Source organism: Streptomyces marispadix, from assembly GCF_022524345.1.
In the GTDB taxonomy this organism is placed as follows: Bacteria; Actinomycetota; Actinomycetes; order Streptomycetales; family Streptomycetaceae; genus Streptomyces; species Streptomyces marispadix.
In genome coordinates this window covers 4673805-4691769 of sequence record NZ_JAKWJU010000002.1, presented here as the reverse complement: position 1 = coordinate 4691769, position 17965 = coordinate 4673805, and the positions used below count along the sequence as shown (strand labels likewise).

Here is a 17965-nt window from a genome sequence, read left to right as displayed (position 1 = left end):
CAGACAGCCTCGACTGCCGATCAGGCAGCGCCCCGCTGCCGCTCAAGCAGTCCCCGCAGCCGCTCAGGCAGTCCCCGCTGCCGCTCAAGCAGTCCCCGCTGCCGCTCAAGCAACGGCAACGCCGGTGCGCCCCGGGTGGAGCCACTGCGCACGCATCGTCTTGCCACGCGCGGAGGTCAGCACCTCCAGCGTGTCGGCGCACTGCTCCGCTATCCGCAGGCCCCAGCCGCCGCTGCCGTCCAACTTGCCGGGCCGCCACCGCGGCGGCAGCGGCACGCTGTCCGAGACCTCGACGCGAACGCGGTGCCGTTCGGCCTGTACGCGCAACTGCCACTGCCCGCGGGCGTGGCGCTGCGCGTTCGTCACGAGTTCGGAGACCACGAGAAGGACACCGCCCATGTCGACCCACGCACAGGCGCGAGCCAGATGCTGCTCGACCGCCTTCCGTGCCTGTCCGACGTCGGTGTACACCGAATCCATCAGGAGAACCGTCTGCTCCCCGTCGCCTGTCGCCTTAGGGCTCGTACCCGCGGGCACAGGCATCACCTCCCGTCCTCTGCCGAGGACGCAGTCGTTCCACGGACGCCTGCCGTCGCATTCCGTGGCCGGTCTTTCGGTCCCAGATCCGCTTGCCCAGCCACGCACTCCTCATGCCAAACGACCCGTTCGCGAGCACGCAAGAGGTTGCAAACCAGCCGATACACGACAACTTTTCGTGCCCGGGGGCTTGTTCGGAGTGCGGCGGGGTAGACGGAACAGCCCGACGTCTTCTCAACCGAAGGAAGGGCAGGTCCAAGCGATGACATCCGCAACGCCGACCGTCACGACAACGGAGGAAGCCGTCACCGGCGAACCGTCCGTATTCGAAGGGCGGGGAGCCGATGGGGCATCGCAGAAACTGCCCGTCGTCGACGAGCCCGAGAAGCTCGCCCCCGAAGACGCCCGAGAACTGAGCAAGTCGCTCTTCGACCGGCTCGCCGTCCTCGAAGAGGGCACGCACGAGTACCAGTACGTGCGCAACACCCTCATCGAGATCAACCTGACGCTCGTACGGTATTCCGCCCGCCGCTTCCGCTCACGGGGCGACGACATGGAGGACATCGTGCAGGTCGGCACGATCGGCCTGATCAAGGCGATCGACCGATTCGACCTGTCGCGCGAGGTGGAGTTCACCACCTTCGCGATCCCGTACGTCGTCGGTGAGATCAAACGCTTCTTCCGCGACACCACTTGGGACGTACGCGTGCCCCGCCGCCTCCAGGAGATGCGGATGGACCTGGCGCGCGCCAACGACAAGCTCACCTCCAAGCTGGGCCGTTCGCCGCGCGTGAGCGAGCTGGCCGAGCATCTCGGGGTGAGCGAGGAGGAGATCGTCGAGGGGCAGGTCGCGGCCAACGGCTACAACTCCTCCTCGCTGGACGCCACCGTCAACGACGAGGAGGGCGAGGCGTCGCTCGCCGACGTGCTCGGCGAGCGCGACGAGGCCATGGACCTGGTCGAGGACTTCCAGGCCCTCAAGCCTCTCCTCGCCGAACTCTCCGAACGCGACCGGAAGATCATCGAACTGCGCTTCGGCGAGGAGCTGACCCAGGCGCAGATCGGCGAGCAGCTCGGCCTCTCCCAGATGCACGTCTCCCGGCTGCTCAGCCGCGCGCTGACCGGACTGCGCGCGGGCATGCTCACCAGCAGCTGACACGGGCGGCGAGCACGGAGCGGACAGGACGCGGACAGGACGCGGGCAGGACACGGGTACGCACAGGCGGCGGTAAGCCCTCGCCAGTGCGTACCCTGCGCCCGCGCTCTCGCCCCACCGTCGACGAGCCGGGCTCGTCAGCGATTCGCGCCCGTCAGCGGGCAGCTCCTCAACAGCTCGCTCTGCGAAGCCTTTTCGGGCCTGGCGACCGTATGGCTGCGCGGCGGCACCCTCCCGTCGCCGAGCCAGCGCTCCAGCGCGGTGAACGCCGAGCGGTGGCACGGCGTGAGCGGGCGCAGCCTGTCGGGGAAGGCGTCGACGAGCGAGTCGACGTGGTTGCCGTCCTCGACGCGGTAGTAGCGGAACAGCCCGCCGCGCCCGGCGTCGCGCACCATGCGCGCGTAGACGTCCGAGTCCTCGCCGATGGGCAGCAGCGTGTCGAGGGTGCCGTGCAGCGTGATCAGGGGCTTGCCGATCCGGCCGGTCAGGCCCGCCTTCGCCACGGCGTCGCGCACCTCGGCCGGGCGCTCGCCGTAGTCGTAGTCCGCGTCGCACGGCGGCCCGTCCGGGACTCCCGGAGCGCAGAACGGGCTGCCCGCCTCGGTGGCGCCGTCGAAGCCGGGGTCCATCTCCTCCCGGTAGACGCGCTGCGTGAGATCCCAGTAGTTCTTGTAGAAGTACGGCCAGAGGAACTCCGAGCCCCGTGGGAAGCCCGCGTCGTGCATGGCCTTACGGGCCTTCTCCGCCCCGGGGCCGCCCTTCTCGTACGCCGGGTAGTGGCGCAGCGCCGGCGGAAGGAAGGTGAGCAGGCTGGGCGGCTCCCCGCCCGCGCGCCACAGCGTGCCCTCCCAGTCGACCCCGCCGTCGTACAGCTCGGGATGGTTCTCCAGCTGCCAGCGCACGAGATAGCCGCCGTTGGACATGCCGGTCGCCAACGTCCTTGCGGGCGGGCGCCGATAGTGCCGCGCGACGGTCGCGCGGGCGGCGCGCGTGAGCTGAGTGACACGCTGGTTCCACTCGGCGAGGGCGTCGCCGGGGGTGCGTCCGTCGCGGTGGAAGGCAGCGCCCGTGTTGCCCTTGTCGGTGGCGGCGAAGGCATAGCCGCGCTTGAGCGCCCAGTCGCCGATGGCACGGTCGTTGGCGTACTGCTCGCGGTTGCCGGGAGCGCCGCTGACGACCAGGCCGCCGTTCCAGCGTGCGGGCAGCCGCAGCACGAACTGGGCGTCGTGGGCCCAGCCGTTGTTGGTGTTGGTGGCGGAGGTGTCGGGGAAGTAGCCGTCGATCTGAAGGCCGGGCACTCCGCTCGGCGTCGGCAGCTTCTCCGGAGTCAGCCCCGCCCAGTCGGCGGGGTCGGTGTGCCCCGAGGCGACCGTGCCCGCGGTCGTCAACTCCTCCAGGCAGGCCGCCTTCTGATGTTCGGCACCGGGCACGCGCGGCACGTTCGTACGGGCGCAGTCGCGGCCGGTGTCCTGCTGCTGAGCCGCGGCACCACTGGGCATGGGGTAGGAGAGCAGTGCCGCGGTGACTGCGGCGACCGTCGCGAGGCGGTACGGGCGCGGGGCTGCGCTGCTGGCCCGTTTTCTCGGCGGCGCGGGCATCGGCGGGGCCTTTCGGGAAGTGGCGGGCGTGGGGCGTCGGTTGGGCCCGTGGGCCCTGTGCGGAGGCGCGATGGGCACGCCGGTGCGATGAGTGCCCGAAGGCTATGAGCGCTCATCGCACCGCACACACATGACGGGCCTCCACCTTCGGCGCCCGCGAGGTGGTGCGCAGCCACACCTCCGTCCCGGGCCCACACCCCCGTCCTGTCGCCGTCCTCGTCCTCCTGTTCGCCTGAAAGCCCCTACGCCGCAAGCCCGTTGATGCGGTACTGCATGCAGCGGTAGTTGAGGTTGTCGTACCACTGGCTGACGATCATGTGGAAGTCCTCGAACGTCGAGCCGGGCACGATGAACCCGCCGTAGGGGCTGGCCACCGCGTTGCCGCTCTCGGTCCCGGGCGTCGTCGGCACGATGACCGTCTGCTCGGGCGTGCCGAACAGATCCGACGTCGGCGTCGCGAAGATCTGCACCCTCATGTCCAGCGGGTCCATGTTCAGCCAGCTCAGCGCGTACTTGCCGCCCATGGCCCGCAGGCAGATCTCACCCCACTTCCGCGGGGTGGTCACGGTCGTGGCCGCCTTGCCCCAGCCCCAGGAACCGTCCGCGTGCCCCCACGGCTCGTACGCGGCCGGGTCGCCCACCCGGTCGTGCGGTACGCGGTGCAGCAGCAGGCCGGACACCGTGTCGCGGTTGAAGACGGACGACAGGACGTAGCACCAGCCGTCGTCCGCGACCGCGTAGGTCTTCTGCTGGAACTGCCCGCCGAGCATGTCGCCCGGCCACTGGCACAGGTACTCCCAGTTCTCGCCGTTGTCGGCCGAGCGCCAGAAGTCGGTGTGATGGGTGCGGTGCAGCGGGCCGCGCATCAGATGCATGTAGAGCGTGTCCCCGATCGCGAACACGTCCGACGGCAGAGCGGTGTTGCCGTTCTCGTGGCCCTCGGGGACGAGGCCCCTGGCGTGCGCGCCGCCGACGCTGCCGTCGACGGTGAGCGACGCCGGGTCCGTGCTGCTGGAGCGCAGGCCCACCGGTGCGCGCCAGTCGCCCTCCATCGCGGCCTCGCCGTCGAAGGTGTCGCCCGCGATGTAGAGCATCCCCCCGCCGGGGCTGAGCACGGGGATGCCGAGGTCCGTCCAGTGCGCCCCGAAGGCGCCGGTCTCCTGCGGGCCGGTGAGGTTCTTGATCTTCGTGCCGGTGATCGCCGCAGGCCCCGGCTCCGCCGCTGCCGGGGGCGCGGGCTGTACGGCGGCTGCTCCCACCGCGCCCGCTACGGTTCCGAGTCCGGCGCGCAGCAGCGAACGGCGGCTCGCACCGCCCCGTCCCGGCCGCTCCTGCCGACGATCCTTTTCGCCGCACTGCCCGCCGTGCTCGTTCCACGATGCCCGCGTCACTTCAATTCCCCCTGTTCATTTAGTTGTTCGGATTTTTCGCCCGCTGCTTTCAGCAGAGCGAGAGCCGTCTCGGGTGTCTGCGTCTGATCGGGTTCCGGCAGCGGGCGCCGTAGCTGCCGCGGCAGCCGGTCGCGGACGCGGCAGCGGCAGCGGCAGCGGCAGCGGCTCAGTGGTAGAGCACCGACCGAATCCTCGGATCGTCGATGTTGCGCCGGTCGTACCAGTAGTAGCCGGTGTCGATGACCTCGGGCAGCTTCCTGCCTTCGATCGCGGACACCGACGCCCTGACGACCTGACGGCCGATGGCCACCGGGTTCTGGGTGATCGCGCCCGCCATGCGGCCCTCTTCGATCGCGTTGATCTGGCCCTGCCCGGAGTCGAATCCGACGGTGGCGATGTCCTTGCGGCCGCTCTCCTTGACGCCCTGGATGACGCCCATCGCGGAGCCCTCGTTGCTGCCGTAGATCCCCTTGACGTCCGGGTTGGAGGCGATGACCGCCTTGGTGATGTCGGCGGACTTGGTCTGGTCACCGCCCCCGTACTGCACGGGCAGCAACTCGACTCCCGGCGCGTGCGCCTTCATCCACGAAGTGAAGCCGTCCCGGCGGTCGATGCCCGAACCCGCGGTCTGGCTGTGCACGACCAGCGCCACCTTGCCCTTGCCGCCGACGGCCTTCGCCATGTGCTGCGCTGCCTCCGCCGCCGCGGCCTTGTTGTCGGTGGCGGCCGTGGTCACCGGGATGTCGCTGTCGACGCCCGAGTCGAAGGCGACCACCGGGGTGCCGCTGCGCTGCGCCTTCCTCAAGTACGGCTCCAGCGCACGGGAGTCCAGCGCCGCCAGGCCCACGGCGTCCGGTTTCCTCCCGATGCTGTTGGCCAGCATGTTCACCTGGGCCTCGACGTCGCTCTCGGTGGCGGGTCCCTCGAAGCTGATGGTGGCGTTCTGCCTGCGTGCCTCCTGCTCGGCGCCCTTCTTCACCGCCTGCCAGAACTGCTGCTGGAAGCCCTTCGAGACGATCGCGACATACGGCTTGCCGCCGCCCGCACCCGTCTGCTCACCCTTGGCGCCGCACGCGCCGAGCGCGAGAGCGGTGGCCGCCGCCACCGCGGCCGCGAGGGCCCGCCGGCCCGTCACGCCTTGCTCCTGCGGGCGTTGTCGGCGTAGACGGCGGCGACGATCACGCAGCCGAGGATCACGTTCTGCCACTCCTGCGGCACGGAGGTGATCTGAAGTCCGTTGTTCAGTACGGAGATGATGAGCGCGCCGATGACCGTACCGACGATGGAGCCCTTGCCGCCGGACAGCGACGTGCCGCCGATGACCACCGCGGCGATCGCCTGCAATTCGTAGCCCATGCCCGTGGCGGGCTGCGCCGAGCCCAGCCGGGCGGAGATCAGCACACCGGCGAGACCGGTGAACAGCCCCGAGACGACATAGACGACGACCTTCCACCTGCGTACGTCGATGCCGGAGAGCGCCGTGGCCTCCTCGTTGCTGCCGATCGAGTACGTATAGCGGCCCAGCAGCGTCCTGTTGAGCACGACTCCGCCGGCCACGGCGGCGAGCGCGAAGACGATCACCGCGTTGGGGAAGTCCGCGCCCGGTACGACGCTGCCGGTGGAGATGTCCGCGTAGCCCGACTCCTCGGAGAAGTAGATGGGCGCGCTGCCCGAGATCACGAGCGCCAGCCCCTGCGCCACGAGCATCATCGCCAGCGTCGCGATGAACGGCGGCAGCTTCAGCACCGTGACGTTCAACCCGTTGACGAGCCCGATCAGCGCACCGAACAGCAGCGTCCCGAACACACCGAGCCATACGGGCAGCCCCGCCTCGACGATCAGCACGCCGCCCATGACGGCACACAGCGCCATGCCCGTGCCCACGGACAGATCGATGCCGCCGGTGACGATGACGAAGGTCGCGCCGAGCGCCAACGTCCCTATGACGACCGTCGAGAACAGCATCGAGGTGATGTTGCTGTAGTTGAGGAAGTTGGGGCCGGCGACGGAGAAGAAGACGAATATCGCGATCAGGCTTGCGAACGCGAGCAGTTGCCGGACCCGTCCCAGCACTCCGCCGCGCAGCCTGCCGCCGGACGGTGTGCCGCCGCCGGTCTCCTGCTGCGGCGCGGCGACTGTCGGGGTCGGGGCTGTCATCGGACCATCTCCTGCCTGCCGTTGCCGTCTGCGGGTGGTACGGAAGCCGCGGATGCCGAGGACGCCCTGCCACCGGGACCGGGACCGGGACCGGGACCGGAGCCCGTACCGGGACCGGACCCGGATTCCGGCGCGGCACGCAGCGTCGCGTAGTGCATGACCTTCTCCTGCGTGGCCTCGTCCGCCGACAGTTCGCCGGTGACCCGGCCCTCGCACATCACGACGACGCGGTGCGACAACCGCAGCACCTCGGGGAGGTCGGACGAGATCACGATCAACGACTTGCCCTGCTGCGCCAGTTCGTCGACGAGGCGGTGGATCTCCTCCTTCGCGCCCACGTCGATGCCGCGGGTCGGCTCGTCGAAGACGAGGATGTCGCAGTCCTTCAGCAGCCACTTGGCGATGACGACCTTCTGCTGATTGCCGCCGGAGAGATGCTTGACCGTCTGACCGGCGGAGGGAGTACGGATGCCGAGCTTGCCGATGAACTCCTCCGCGGCGGCACGCATCGCACGGGCGTCGACGAAACCGGCCGACTGGAAGCGCTGCTTGAGCGACCCGATCCCGATGTTGGTCGCGACGTCCTGCTCCAGCAGCAGGCCGTAGTTCTTGCGGTCCTCGGAGAGATAGCCGATGCCGTGCCGGGCGGCGTCCGCCGGGCTGCCGATCCTGACCTTGCGGCCTTCGAGGGTGACGGTCCCGGCGGTGACCGGGTCGGCGCCGACGAGGGCGCGGGCGAATTCGGTGCGCCCGGCGCCCATCAGCCCGGCGAGGCCGAGGATCTCACCGCGCTTCAGGTCCAGCGACACATCCCTCAGCAGCTCCTTCGTCGACAGACCGCGCACGCTGAGGACCGTCTCGCGGTCGTCGCGCACGCCCTGGGGGCCCGCGCCGCCGTCGAGTTCGCGGCCGACCATGAGCGATACGACCTCGCGCATGGGGGTCTCCGCCGCCGGGAGCGTGTCGACGTACTGTCCGTCGCGGATGACCGTGATGCGGTCGGCCAGCGACTTCAGCTCTTCCATGCGGTGCGAGATGTAGATGACGCCGGTGCCGCTCTCGGTGCCGTTGCCCTTGCTGCTGCCGTTGCTGCTGCCGTTGCTGCTGCCGGGTCCGCCTACCGCATCCGGGCCGCCGTCTCCGCTCCCGCCGTCCTTCCCCGTGAACCGCCGTATCAGCGCGTGCAGTACGCGTACCTCGGCGTCGTTCAGCGCCGCCGTCGGCTCGTCCATGATCAGCACTCTGGCGTCGTACGACAGCGCCTTGGCGATCTCGACCGTCTGCTGCTGTGCGACGGTGAGCGTGCCCACGCGGCGCCGCGGGTCGAGCGGCAGCTCCAGCCGCTCGATCAGTTCACGGGCGCGCTCGCCGAGGGCGCGCTCGTCGAGCAGCAGGCGCCCCCGCGGCTCCCGTCCGATGAAGATGTTCTGCGCGACCGTGAGGTCGGGCATCAGGTTGAACTCCTGGTGGATGATGCTGATGCCCAGCCGCTGCGCCTGCCGGGGGGCCGGCGATGCGCACCCGCTCGCCGTCCAGTACGAACTCACCGGCGTCCGGTGTGTGGATGCCCGAAAGCAGCTTCATCAGCGTCGACTTGCCGGCGCCGTTCTCGCCGACGAGCGCGAGCACCTCGCCGCGACGGAGGTCGAGACGCATGTCCCGCAGCGCCCGCACCCCGGGGAAGCTCTTGGCGACGCCGCGTATTCGAAGCAGCGGTACCGCAGCGCCTCCGGCCGCCTCGTCGTGACCGTCCTCCATCTCCAGCGCCTCCCCACCAGCCCTAGAAATCGATTTCAGCAGAGCTTAGGAAGCGCCCCAGGGACCGTCAATGGGCGTGCTCGAACTCCATAGAGTCTCCATACGACGACCGGACGCCCGACCTGAAATCGATTCCGGAAGTGCCGCGCGGAAGCCGGGACTCGGGACCAGGGAACCGACGGCTCGGCATCCGGCCCCCGCCACATGTGACGGCCCCGTACGCATGGAAGGGCCCGTCCGCATCCTGGCGACATGGATGCGGACGGGCCCCGGCCCCCCGGCCCCGGTTCGGCTCCCGGCTCGCCGCGCTCGGTCCGGAACTCCGCCGCTGCTTCGGTCACGGCCGGCCTCGGCCCCGTCCCCTCCCCGGACCCGAGGGGCGCCCGGACCGATCGCCCCCTGACCCGAGGGGCCCCGACGACACTCCGGAGGAGCGGTCAGACCGTCATCGGGGCCCGCTCGGGGGCTGGCTCGTGCGCACGGGCGGCCACCTCCGCCTCGACCTCGCGGTGCAGCCGCTCGCATGTACGGCTGATCAGCCGCGACACGTGCATCTGGGAGATCCCGAGCTGTTCGGCGATGCTGCTCTGCGTCATGTCGCAGAAGAACCGCAGATAGAGGATGTACCGCTCCCGCTCCGGCAGATTCCGCAACTGCGGCTTGACCGCCTCGCGGTAGGTCACGCGGTCGAAGCCGGGCTCGGTGGCCCCGAGCGTGTCCAGCAGCGAGTAGCCGTCCTCGTTCTTCGACAGTTCGGCGTCGAGCGACAGCGCACTGTAGCTCTCCAGCGCCTCCATGCCGATGACGACGTCCTCCTGGCTGAGCCCGCTGTGCTCGGCGATCTGCGCGACGGTGGGCGATCGGTCGTCGAGGGTCACCGCGAGTTCACGGCTGCTCGCCCGCACGCGGTTACGCAGCTCCTGCACGCGCCGCGGCACATGCAGATCCCACATGTAGTCACGGAAATGGCGCTTGATCTCGCCGACGATGGTCGGCACGGCGAAGCTCTCGAAGGCGCACCCGCGCGCCGGGTCGTAGCGCGCCACCGCCTTGACGAGGCCCAGTGCCGCGACCTGCTGGAGGTCCTCCAGATTCTCGCCGCGGTTGCGGAAGCGCTGGGCGAGACGGTCCGCCATCGGCATCCACGCCCTCACGACCTCCTGGCGCAGTTCCTCCTTCTCCGGCCCGTCGGGGAGCGACGTGATGCGCTCGAAGTGGGCCGCGGTGTCGGGTGCATCGTCATGCGGGTGGCGTGCGTGCTTGGCACGGAAACGGACTGCTGACATGACCTGCTGCCTCCCGGTGCGCGGTGAACTACGGGTAGCGCGTCCCCACGGGAGCCGACACAGCGATCAAGCGCGGCGGCGCCGACCGCCCTCCCGCAAGCTGTGCCTACTGGCCGAAGCACATGGTGCTCAAATAACCCGAAGAGTAATTACATCCTCATTACTCCCGATCCCCTTCAAACTACGTCGCGCCGGAGCCTCGTGCCACACGTACGCCGTGTTTCGTCCCGGCTCTTCCGGTGACGGCCTGCGGACACACGAGGACTCCGGACGCACGAGGGCCCCGGGTGCACATCGGCACACCCGGGGCCCTGCGGTCACAGCCGCCGCGTCAGCGCGTGGCGCCGCCCGCTTCCGCTTCCTCCGGCTCGCCCTCGCTCTCGCGCTCGCCCTCGGCGATGGCGTCGGCGACCTCGGCGGTACGTTCGGCCTCCTCCGCGGCGAAGCGTTCCGCGTCCAGCTTCTCCGCGATCTCCTCGTCCTGGGCCATCAGCAGATCCAGGTTCTGGTCGCCCATCTCGAAGACGCCCATGTCGAGGTACGCACGCTGTAGCCGCTCGCCCCACAGCCCGATGTCGCGGACGCAGGGCACGATGCGGCTGAAGAGCAGCTTCCGGAAGAGCTTCAGGAAGTCCGACTGCTCGCTGAAGACCTCCGCCTCCGCACGCGGAACGCCGAAGTTCTCCAGCACCTCCACGCCCTTGAGGCGGTCGCGCATCAGATAGCAGCCCTCGATCACGAAGTCCTCGCGCTCGCGCAGTTCGGCCTCGGTGAGCTGCTTGTAGTAGTCGCGCAGCGCCATCCGTCCGAAGGCCACGTGCCGGGCCTCGTCCTGCATGACGTAGGCGAGGATCTGCTTGGGCAGCGGCTTGCTCGTGGTGTCGCGGATCATGCCGAAGGCGGCGAGCGCCAGCCCCTCGATCAGCACCTGCATGCCCAGATACGGCATGTCCCAGCGGGAGTCGCGGAGGGTGTCGCCCAGCAGGGACTGGAGGTTGTCGTTGATCGGGTAGACCATCCCGACCTTCTCGTGCAGGAAGCGCCCGTAGATCTCCGCGTGCCGGGCCTCGTCCATGGTCTGGGTCGCGGAGTAGAACTTCGCGTCGAGGTCGGGTACGGACTCCACGATCCGAGCGGCGCACACCATGGCGCCCTGCTCGCCGTGGAGGAACTGGCTGAACTGCCAGGACGCGTAGTGCCTTCGCAGATCGGCCCGTTCGGCCTCGCTCATCCTGTCCCAGTAGGACGTGCCGTACAGCGACATGGCCTCGTCGGGAGTGCCGAGCGGGTCGTACGGATCGACCTCCAGGTCCCAGTCGATGCGCAACTGGCCGTCCCACTGCTTGTCCTTGCCCTTCTGATAGAGGGCGAGCAGACGGTCGCGGCCGTCGTCGTAGTCCCAGCTGAAGCGGGCCGCACCGGAGGCAGGCACCTCCCAGCCCTCGGCCCCCGGGCTCAGCGTGTAGAGGTCGTGCGTGGACATGGACGCCTCCTGACTCCGGGTCGCTGGGCCGGCCGCGGACCTCAACGGGCTTGCCACGGCAGGCAGTCGGCAGGCTCACACGGCCGTTACCGCCGGGTCAACAAAAGCCGCGCAATGTACGTCACGGGGATTGACTCGCCTTGCTGACAGGCAGTCTCATAAGACTGTCCGGCGATGTAACCTTCGGTAACTCACGAAGAGGTGCCCAGCATGACGATCACCCCTGACACGGCCACCCCCGAAGAGACCGGAGAACGGCCGCTCCGGGACGCCCTCGGACTGCTCAAGGACAGGGAGCGGGTCGCGGAGCGTCTGCTCGAATCCTCGAAGAAGCACTCGTTCGACCCGGAGACCGAGCTGGACTGGGACGCCGACTTCGAAGAAGGCAAGTGGTTCTGGCCGCCCGAGCTGGTGTCCCTCTACGACACCCCGCTGTGGAAGCGGATGTCGCAGGAACAGCGCCTCGACCTCGCACGCCACGAGGCCGCCTCGCTCGCCTCCCTCGGCATCTGGTTCGAGGTCATACTCATGCAGCTCCTGGTGCGCCACATCTACGACAAGTCCCTCACCAGCAGCCATGTGCGGTACGCGCTGACGGAGATCGAGGACGAGTGCCGCCACTCGAAGATGTTCGCCCGCATGATCTCCAAGAGCGGCAGCCCCACCTACCGCGTCTCCCGGCTCCACCACAACCTCGCCCGGCTGCTGAAGACCGTCTCCACCACGCCGGGTTCCTTCACCGCCACGCTCCTCGGCGAGGAGATCCTCGACTGGATGCAGCGGCTGACGTTCCCCGACGAGCGGGTCCAGCCGCTGGTGCGCGGAGTGACCCGCATCCATGTCGTCGAGGAGGCACGTCACGTGCGCTACGCACGTGAGGAGCTGCGCCGCCAGATGGTGAGCTGCCCCCGCTGGGAGGCCGAGTTCACACGCATCAGCTCGGGAGAGGCCGCCCGCGTCTTCTCCATCTCCTTCATCAACCCCGAGGTCTACACGAACGTGGGCCTGGACAAGCGCGAGGCGATGGCCCAGGTCAAGGCGAGCGGCCACCGCCGCGAGGTGATGCAGACCGGCGCCCGGCGGCTCACCGACTTCCTGGACGAGATCGGCGTGATGCGCGGCATCGGCCGGAAGCTGTGGGTCAGTTCGGGCCTGCTGGCCCGCTGAGCGGGAGACGCCCGCGCCGCCCCGGGCACTGGCCCGCCCGTTACGCTCATGGGATGAGCAGCAGCGGCACGGCCCCGGCGTATCGCAGGCTGAGCGTGGACGAACGGCGTACGCAGCTCATCGGCACCGCGCTCGGCCTCTTCGCCCACCATCCGCCGGAGGAGGTCTCCCTCGACGACGTGGCCGCCACCGCCGGTGTGTCGCGCCCGCTCGTCTACCGCTACTTCCCGGGCGGCAAGCAGCAGTTGTACGAGGCGGCCCTGCGCAGCGCCGCCGACGAGCTGGAGCAGTGCTTCGCCGAGCCGCAGACGGGGCCGCTCACGCTGCGCCTCGTCCGCGCCCTCGACCGCTATCTGGCGTTCGTGGACGGGCACGACGCCGGCTTCATGGCGCTGCTCCAGGGGGGCAGCGTCGTACAGACCTCGCGTACGCACGCGATCGTGGACGAGGTGCGGCGTGCGGCGGCCGACCAGATCCTCTTCCACCTCGGGTTCCAGCCGGGCCACGAGGCGGGCCCCCGGCTGCGGATGACGGTCAGCACCTGGATCACCGTCGTCGAGGCCGCTTCGCTGATGTGGCTCGACGAGGACAAGCAGCCGCCCGTGGGCGAGTTGAGGGACTGGCTGCTGGACCACTTCGTCGCGCTGCTGATGGCGTCGGCCACGAGGGACGCGGAGACGGCGCGGATCGTACGTCACGCGCTGGACCTGGAGGAGGGCGACGGCCCCGTCGGCGAACTGGCACGCCGCATGCTGCCCGTCGTCGGCGACAAGGGCCACCTGCTCCAGCCGCCCGGCGGCCTCTGACCCGTAGGGGACTGGCGGTCCGGGGCGAGGGCGCCCATGAACCCGCGACGAGACTTAAACAAAACTTGAAGAACGCCTATCGTGGCCGCATGTCCAACCAACTGTCCTGGCAGGCGAAGGAGGCCACGGTCGGCGAACTCGCCGAGCGTGCCGGAGTCGCACCTTCCGCGCTGCGCTACTACGAGCGCGAAGGCCTCATCCGCAGCCGCCGCACCTCCGGCAACCAGCGCCGCTACAGCCGCGACACCCTCCGCCGCGTCGCGTTCATCCGCGCCTCCCAGCGGCTCGGCATGCCCCTGGCCGCCATCCGCGATGCGCTCGCGCTGCTCCCGGAGGGCCGTACGCCCACGAGGGAGGACTGGGCGAGGGTCTCGGAGTGCTGGCGGGAGGACCTCAACCAGCGCATCAAGCTGATGACGCAGTTGCGCGACCATCTCACCGAGTGCATCGGCTGCGGCTGCCTCTCCCTCGACCACTGCGCGCTGGCCAACCCCTACGACAAGCTCGGCGAAGAGGGCCCCGGCCCGCGCTCGCTCGCCGGCTGCGACGCCTCCGCGGACGGATGCCGCTGATGCGCAGCGAGGACAGCCTCTTCGTCGGCGGCCCGCTGGACGGCCGCGTACTGCCGGTGCTCACCGGAATCGACGGCCGCCCACCGAAACGTTACGAGGTGCCGGTACCCTCCCCGGACGAGGACGGGGCGGCCACGGTGCACGTCTACCGTCTCGAACCCGCGTCCTACACACGGCGGTTGGGCATTCCGCGCGGCTGGCGCTACGTGCACGAACCGGACGCCCGGCCCCGGCGGGGCCCGTTCCGCCGCTGATGTCCGGTCAGGCCCGGGTACATCCCTGACGATTTCTGCGCCTCACGTGAAGTTTGCGAAGAACTGCGACGGTTCTGTTCGCGACGTCCCCTTGTACACGCTGTGCGCCTAGGCTGCCCTGCGTGATCCAAGGGATGTCCGGCCTCGGCAGCGCAGATCCCCAGGGACTGGGCCCGTACCGCCTTCACGGAGTGCTCGGCAACGGCCGTATGGGCACCGTCTATCTGGGGCGGGGGGCACCGCAGCGGGGGGCTCGCAAGCAGCTCGTCGCCGTGCGGACCTTGCGGCCGGAGCTGATCCGCGACCGCCCGCTCAGGGCGCGGCTTCGGCAGGAGATGCAGTCGGCGGCGGCGAATGTACGCAGCAGGTACGTGGCCGACGCCGCGGGCTGCGAACTCGACGGCGCGAAGCCCTGGATAGCCAACGCCTTCGTGCCCGGCGTCTCCCTGGAGGTGCTGGTCGCCAAGTTCGGCCCGCTCCCCGAGTCGTCCGTGCGCGCTCTCGGCGGCGCGCTGTCCCGTTCGCTGATGGCCCTTCACGCGGCGGGCATAACCCACCGCGATCTGGGACCGCACAATGTGCTGCTCGCCGCGGACGCGCCCCGCGTCGTCGACTACGGCCTCGCGCTGGGACGTATGAGCGGCCCCGCCACCGACGAGCTGGCCGACGACGTCTTCGACCTCGGGGCGACCCTCGTCTTCGCCTCCAGCGCCCATCAGCCGTTCGCCGGGAACATGCTTCCCATGGCACGCGAGGACCCCGATCTGACGGGAGTCCCGGACGGTCTGTGCCCGGCGCTCTTCGCCTGTCTGCACAAGACCCCCGATTCCCGCCCTACCCCCGGCGTCCTCGCCACCGCGCTCGATCTGGCCGAGACCGCGGAACAGCCCGCCGTCGACTGGCTGCCGGAGGCGTACGCGCACGAGATCGGCACGGCCGCCGACGCGGCGCGCAAGCTGGCGGGACGCCGTCTCTTCGGCAGGTGAACCCCGGGCAGCCGCCCTTCTCGCCGGGCCTGCGGTCCTTGCCGTACGTCCCTGCCGTACGCCCGTACGCCCGTGCCGCAGGCCGGTGCCGCCGCGCCCCCGCCGCGTTCCGACGCGTATTCCGGCGCCCGCACCGGCGCGCGTGAGCGCACCGCGATACGCCCCGCCCCGTGCCGCCGCCGCACGGACGACGCCCCCGCACCCTTCGGGTGACTGACCCCCGCTCCGAGCCTGACCTCCCCGCCGGTAACCGGCGCCGCCGTGCACGATCGCTCCGGTAGCCAGTCAGATCGGAGGCGAGAGGTGTCGCACAGAGGTGTTCCACGCTCCATCGCCGCCGGGGCGTTGGCCGCGGCGGCAGTCGCGGCTCTCGCCTTCCAGCCGCCGCCCGTGATGGCCGACCCCGTCGGCAAGCCCGTCGGCGAACTGCTGCGTGAACTGCGGGTCATGTACGAGCAGACCGAGTCCGCCTCGGACGCGTACAACAGGACCTCCGCGAAGCTGGAGCGGCAGCGCAAGCGCACCCACGAGGCCGAGCGGGCGCTCACTTCGCTGCGCTCCGTGCTCGCCGAGAGCCGCCGCGACGCCGGCCGTCTGGCCCGCCAGCAGTACCGGCGCGGCGACATCGGACTGCCGCCGGTGGTCCAGCTTCTCCTCATGCGTGAGCCCCGCGACACCATGGACGGGCTGCGCCTGCTCACGCGCGCCGCCGGGCGCCAGGCACTGACCGTGCACCGGCTGGTCGCGGGTGAGAAGAGACAGCGTCAGCTCACCGCGCGCGCCCGCAAATCGCTCGCCGGGCAGCAGCGGCTCGCCGACCGCAAGAAGAGGCAGCGCGACGCCGTACGCTCCCGGCTGCACCGGGTCGAGCGCGCTCTGGCGTCGCTGTCCCCCGAGCAGCTCACCCGGCTGCGCGGTCTGGAGGCGGCCCAACAGGCAGGCGTCCAGCGCTCGTTGATGTCCGCGCACGGGCTGCGCGGTTCGAAGTCCCTGCGCAAGCCGTCGCGTGTGGGCGCCAAGGCCGTGAGGTTCGCACTGCGGCAGATCGGCAAGCCGTACCGCTTCGGAGCGGAGGGCCCCGGCGCGTACGACTGCTCGGGGCTCACGCACAAGGCGTGGGGGAAGGCGGGGCGCTCCATCCCGCGGACCAGCCAGGCCCAGTGGAAGACGCTGCGGCATGTGCGGATGAGCAGGCTGCGTCCCGGGGACCTCGTCGTCTACTACAGGAGCGCGTCGCACGTGGCGATCTACGCCGGGCGGGGCAAGGTCGTACACGCGCCGCGGCCCGGTTCGTCCGTGAAGCTGTCACCGGTCGGCGCCATCCCGTCCGTACGGGGTGCGGTGCGGCCCGACGCGGGCATGAGTCCGCTGCTCAGCTACCGGCTGCCGAAGCCGCTGCGCTGAAGCACGGCACCCGGGCCGCGGGCGGGTCCCCCTTCCCCGCCCGTGACGGGCCGCCGCGCCGGGAGACAACGGGCGCGGCGGCCGGGGGCCCTGGCCAGGGACCGGCCCCCGGCCGGCGCCGTCAGCCTTCGGCGAAGCTGCCCAGATACGCCTCGGCCTTCGCCGGGTCGTAGAGGTACTCCTCGAAGTCCGCCGGGTTGTTGAAGCCGTTGGCGAACCGGTCGGCGACGGGCTGGAGTTGGCCGCCCGCGCCGATGATGTTGAGGACGTGCTCGGGCGGCGGCGCCAGCATCGCGTTCGTCCACTTCGTGGTGTGCTGGACGTCGGCCCAGAAGCGGTCGAAGGTCTGCTGCATCCACTCCTCGTCGAAGGGCTTGTCGCCCCGTTCGAGGATGGACTTCAGATACGCCGCGGCGCACTTGGACGCGGAGTTCGAACCCTGGCCCGTGATGGGGTCGTTGGCGACGACCACGTCCGCGACGCCGAGCACGGCACCGCCGCTGGGCAGCCGTCCGACGGGCTTTCTCACGGTCGGGGCGTAGCGGCCGGAGAGCGTGCCGTTGGCGTCGGTCAGCTCGACCTTCGTGGCCCGTGCGTACTCCCAGGGCGTGAACTGCTCCATCAGCTCAAGGGTCTTGGCGAGCTGCTCGTTCGGGTCCTTGATGCCCTGGAAGACGTCCAGCGGGCCGCCGGGGATGCCCTCCCAGAAGAGGATGTCGCAGCGGCCGGACGTCGTCAGGCAGGGCATCACGAACAGTTCGCCCACGCCCGGCACCAGGTTGCAGCGCACGGCTTCGGTGTCGGGGTGCTCGGGGCGCGGTCCCAGGCCGTTGACGTAGCTGACGGCGAGGGCGCGCTGCGGTGCGTCGTAGGGCGAGCGCTCCGCGTCGCGCTCGAACATCGACACCAGCTCGCCCTTGCCGGCGGCGACGAGGACCAGGTCGTACTTCTTGGCGAAGAAGTCCAGGTCGGAGACGGCCGCGCCGTGGATGACGAGCTGGCCGCCGCGCTGGGCGAACGTCTCCATCCAGCCGGACATCTTCACGCGCTGGTCGACGGACTGCGCGTAATTGTCCAGCCTCCCCAGCCAGTCGATGGCGCGCTGGGTCTCGCCGGGGCCCTGCACCGACTCCGGGTCGGCGACGGAGACGCCCAGGCCCTCGACCTTCGGCGTCTGGCTCTCCCAGAAGTTGACCTCGATGTCACGCTCGTTCTGGAGCGCGGTGTGGAACTGCATCTGCGTCGACATGACGCGGCCGCCGCGTATCTCGTCGGCCGTGCGGTTCGACATCACGGTGACCTCGTAGCCCTGCGTCTGGAGGCCCAGCGCGAGCTGAAGTCCCGCCTGTCCGGCTCCGACAATGAGTATCTTCCGCATGGCGGTCTCTCTTCTCCGTACGTGTGTGCAGT

Annotated in this window: 17 protein-coding genes; 7 read left to right on the top strand and 10 right to left on the bottom strand. The window is 70.0% G+C overall.

The window, feature by feature from the left end; translation table 11 throughout:
• Nucleotides 1–105: 105 nt before the first annotated feature.
• A complete protein-coding gene (locus MMA15_RS19760; protein ID WP_241061473.1) occupies nucleotides 106–480 on the bottom strand; it encodes an ATP-binding protein in 375 nt (124 codons plus the stop codon).
• Nucleotides 481–799: 319 nt separating this feature from the next.
• On the opposite strand from MMA15_RS19760, the gene MMA15_RS19755 reads away from it, so the two are divergent.
• Nucleotides 800–1693, top strand: coding sequence for an RNA polymerase sigma factor SigF (locus MMA15_RS19755; RefSeq protein ID WP_241061472.1), 894 nt, complete (start codon nucleotides 800–802; stop codon nucleotides 1691–1693).
• Nucleotides 1694–1830: 137 nt separating this feature from the next.
• Here MMA15_RS19755 and MMA15_RS19750 read toward each other — a convergent pair whose 3' ends face one another.
• The 8 genes from MMA15_RS19750 to MMA15_RS19715 form a co-directional block, all read right to left on the bottom strand.
• Nucleotides 1831–3291 carry a 3-hydroxybutyrate oligomer hydrolase family protein gene (locus MMA15_RS19750; protein WP_241061471.1) on the bottom strand — a complete coding sequence of 487 codons (1461 nt, stop codon included), beginning with the start codon at nucleotides 3289–3291 and terminating at the stop codon, nucleotides 1831–1833.
• 242 nt (nucleotides 3292–3533) lie between these two features.
• Nucleotides 3534–4586, bottom strand: a complete 1053-nt coding sequence (locus tag MMA15_RS19745) for a DUF4185 domain-containing protein (protein WP_277401237.1) — start codon at nucleotides 4584–4586, stop codon at nucleotides 3534–3536.
• 262 nt (nucleotides 4587–4848) lie between these two features.
• Nucleotides 4849–5817: an ABC transporter substrate-binding protein gene (locus tag MMA15_RS19740; RefSeq protein ID WP_241061470.1), complete on the bottom strand. Its 969-nt coding sequence runs from the start codon at nucleotides 5815–5817 to the stop codon at nucleotides 4849–4851.
• Entirely contained in the window at nucleotides 5814–6839 is a 1026-nt protein-coding gene (locus MMA15_RS19735; RefSeq protein ID WP_241061469.1) for an ABC transporter permease, read from the bottom strand. The genes MMA15_RS19740 and MMA15_RS19735 overlap by 4 nt, the downstream gene beginning before the upstream one ends.
• Nucleotides 6836–8290 (bottom strand): sugar ABC transporter ATP-binding protein, encoded by a 1455-nt coding sequence (locus tag MMA15_RS27975; protein ID WP_277400416.1) that lies wholly within the window; start codon nucleotides 8288–8290, stop codon nucleotides 6836–6838. The genes MMA15_RS19735 and MMA15_RS27975 overlap by 4 nt, the downstream gene beginning before the upstream one ends.
• Nucleotides 8193–8495 carry an ATP-binding cassette domain-containing protein gene (locus MMA15_RS19725; protein ID WP_277401235.1) on the bottom strand — a complete coding sequence of 101 codons (303 nt, stop codon included), beginning with the start codon at nucleotides 8493–8495 and terminating at the stop codon, nucleotides 8193–8195. The genes MMA15_RS27975 and MMA15_RS19725 overlap by 98 nt, the downstream gene beginning before the upstream one ends.
• Before the next feature lie 539 nt (nucleotides 8496–9034).
• On the bottom strand, nucleotides 9035–9883 hold the full coding sequence (locus MMA15_RS19720; RefSeq protein WP_241061468.1) for a SigB/SigF/SigG family RNA polymerase sigma factor: 849 nt from the start codon (nucleotides 9881–9883) through the stop codon (nucleotides 9035–9037).
• 331 nt (nucleotides 9884–10214) lie between these two features.
• Nucleotides 10215–11366 carry a ferritin-like domain-containing protein gene (locus MMA15_RS19715; protein ID WP_241061467.1) on the bottom strand — a complete coding sequence of 384 codons (1152 nt, stop codon included), beginning with the start codon at nucleotides 11364–11366 and terminating at the stop codon, nucleotides 10215–10217.
• A 210-nt stretch (nucleotides 11367–11576) separates the two neighbouring features.
• On the opposite strand from MMA15_RS19715, the gene MMA15_RS19710 reads away from it, so the two are divergent.
• From MMA15_RS19710 to MMA15_RS28280, 6 genes are all read left to right on the top strand, one after another.
• Nucleotides 11577–12533 (top strand): AurF N-oxygenase family protein, encoded by a 957-nt coding sequence (locus MMA15_RS19710; RefSeq protein WP_241061466.1) that lies wholly within the window; start codon nucleotides 11577–11579, stop codon nucleotides 12531–12533.
• 53 nt (nucleotides 12534–12586) lie between these two features.
• Nucleotides 12587–13339, top strand: coding sequence for a TetR/AcrR family transcriptional regulator (locus tag MMA15_RS19705; protein WP_241061465.1), 753 nt, complete (start codon nucleotides 12587–12589; stop codon nucleotides 13337–13339).
• A gap of 89 nt (nucleotides 13340–13428) precedes the next feature.
• Nucleotides 13429–13911: a redox-sensitive transcriptional activator SoxR gene (gene soxR, locus MMA15_RS19700; RefSeq protein WP_241061464.1), complete on the top strand. Its 483-nt coding sequence runs from the start codon at nucleotides 13429–13431 to the stop codon at nucleotides 13909–13911.
• Entirely contained in the window at nucleotides 13911–14165 is a 255-nt protein-coding gene (locus MMA15_RS19695) for a DUF8847 domain-containing protein (protein WP_241061463.1), read from the top strand. The genes soxR and MMA15_RS19695 overlap by 1 nt, the downstream gene beginning before the upstream one ends.
• Nucleotides 14166–14287: 122 nt before the next feature.
• Nucleotides 14288–15151, top strand: a complete 864-nt coding sequence (locus MMA15_RS19690) for a protein kinase domain-containing protein (RefSeq protein ID WP_241061462.1) — start codon at nucleotides 14288–14290, stop codon at nucleotides 15149–15151.
• Between the two features lie 303 nt (nucleotides 15152–15454).
• A complete protein-coding gene (locus MMA15_RS28280; protein ID WP_241061461.1) occupies nucleotides 15455–16555 on the top strand; it encodes a C40 family peptidase in 1101 nt (366 codons plus the stop codon).
• Between the two features lie 121 nt (nucleotides 16556–16676).
• Here MMA15_RS28280 and MMA15_RS19680 read toward each other — a convergent pair whose 3' ends face one another.
• Nucleotides 16677–17933 (bottom strand): styrene monooxygenase/indole monooxygenase family protein, encoded by a 1257-nt coding sequence (locus tag MMA15_RS19680; protein WP_241061460.1) that lies wholly within the window; start codon nucleotides 17931–17933, stop codon nucleotides 16677–16679.
• Nucleotides 17934–17965 lie beyond the last annotated feature (32 nt).